Here is a 1,557-nt window from a genome sequence, read left to right as displayed (position 1 = left end):
ACCAATGCATTGCCGCTCTGCGGGAGTGGATCGAACAGGAGCGCTCAGGTAAGAGGGGCTGACCCTCACCCGCCCAAGTCAAGTCCTAGACGTTTCCAAGCGTGATCTTTTAGACCTGTGGGGCGGATGAGATCCATTCGCGGCAACACAGGGGGATCCAGCAAGTATGGGGATGTTTCGTAAGGCCATGCCCGTCGCGACGGCGGTAGCCGCGCTGGCGATCGTGGCGATGGCGCCCGTCTCGGCGGCGTCGGCCTCGGCGGTGACGATCAGCGTTCAGCGCGCTCACGTCGAGACGGTGAAGGAGTGGCGGTCGAATTTCACCTGCCCGACGAACCAGGTGCTCACCGGTCGCAGCCACTACGGCGATGAGAACGCCGACACCACGTATTCCTGCAGCTTCATCTTCATCAACGGTGAGCAGGTCAGGGTGTCGCTGCTCGACTGGAGTACGCAGATGAAGGAGAAGGACTCCTTCTACGAACCCACCCTGGGGAGCGTCGCGATCGCCGGGCGGATGCACACCGGTGACGAGAACGGCATGACGCGGTACCGCCCCGCGACGCTGTTCTGGCAGGGCCGGCAGGTGCAGTTGATCAGCAAGACCTGGAGCGGCATCTACAAGGAGAACAACCACTCCTGGACCGCTGGACACAACCAGGTCATGACCGGCCGCCTGCACCTCGGGGACGAGAACGGCAAGACCCAGTACCAGTACTCGACGGTGACCTTCGCGGGCTGAACCCACAGACGTACTGGCACGAGAAAGAAGGAAAGACGATGACGAATCACCGCACGACCGTGTCCGCCGCGCTGGCCGTCGCCGCGCTGGCGGCCGTGACCATGGGTTCTCCCGCAGCGGCCGCCGATTACACGATCGAGGTCCGGGCCGGTTCCACCAAGACGATGCCGTCCGAGAAGAACTCCCAGTTCATCTGCCCGGTGAACCAGGTGCTCACCGGCCGCAGGCACGTCGGCGATGAGAACGCCCCGACCACGTACTACTGCGGAACGATCTACATCAACGGGGAGCGGGTCTTCGTGCACTCCGGTGACTGGACCCAGCCCCGCAAGGAGAGCGAGGGCTATATCGTCGCCTCGGCCGACCAGGTGCTGGTCGGCAGATGGCACGAGAAGGACGAGAACGGCCCCACGAGGTACCGCACCGCCGCGCTGTACTGGCAGAACCGCCAGGTGAAGGTGACCGGCCCGATCTGGAGCGACCAGTACAAGGAGAGCAGCCACACCTCGATGGCGCCCTCCAACCAGGTCATGACGGGCCGGGTCCATAACGGCGACGAGAACGGCAAGACCCAATACCAGTACTCCAAGCTGGTCTTCACGGACTGACCCGAGGCCACGCTGCGACATGGCTCTGCTCCTGCGCGGCCAGGGGCAGAGCCTGCGCGCGGACGGTGTCCTCATCGGCGGCCACCAGGCGCGCGATCACCGCGACGGTGTTCCCCCCGGCCGAAGCCAACACGATCATCGCCCGCCGGTACCGGACCGAACTGGTGCTGCCCCGGCGGACGATCTGCTGCAGCTTCTGCCCTTCGG

At 64.7% G+C, this 1,557-nt stretch carries 2 protein-coding genes and 1 pseudogene; 2 read left to right on the top strand and 1 reads right to left on the bottom strand.

The window, feature by feature from the left end; all coding sequences use genetic code 11:
* Positions 1-187: 187 nt before the first annotated feature.
* Together ABZ260_RS50900 and ABZ260_RS50895 are read left to right on the top strand one after the other, a co-directional pair.
* Positions 188-742 (top strand): hypothetical protein, encoded by a 555-nt coding sequence (locus ABZ260_RS50900; protein ID WP_355633137.1) that lies wholly within the window; start codon positions 188-190, stop codon positions 740-742.
* Between the two features lie 38 nt (positions 743-780).
* The gene (locus ABZ260_RS50895; protein WP_355633134.1) at positions 781-1,350 is read left to right on the top strand and encodes a hypothetical protein; all 570 of its coding nucleotides are present in this window, start codon (positions 781-783) and stop codon (positions 1,348-1,350) included.
* Positions 1,351-1,408: 58 nt separating this feature from the next.
* Here ABZ260_RS50895 and ABZ260_RS50890 read toward each other — a convergent pair.
* Positions 1,409-1,557: pseudogene (locus tag ABZ260_RS50890) on the bottom strand (IS630 family transposase); the annotation flags it as partial.

Origin of the sequence: Streptosporangium sp. NPDC006013 (genome assembly GCF_040614275.1) — a bacterium.
Lineage (GTDB): Bacteria > Actinomycetota > Actinomycetes > Streptosporangiales > Streptosporangiaceae > Streptosporangium.
Note: the sequence above shows the minus strand (reverse complement) of the source record. Positions and strands in the feature narration are given on the sequence as shown.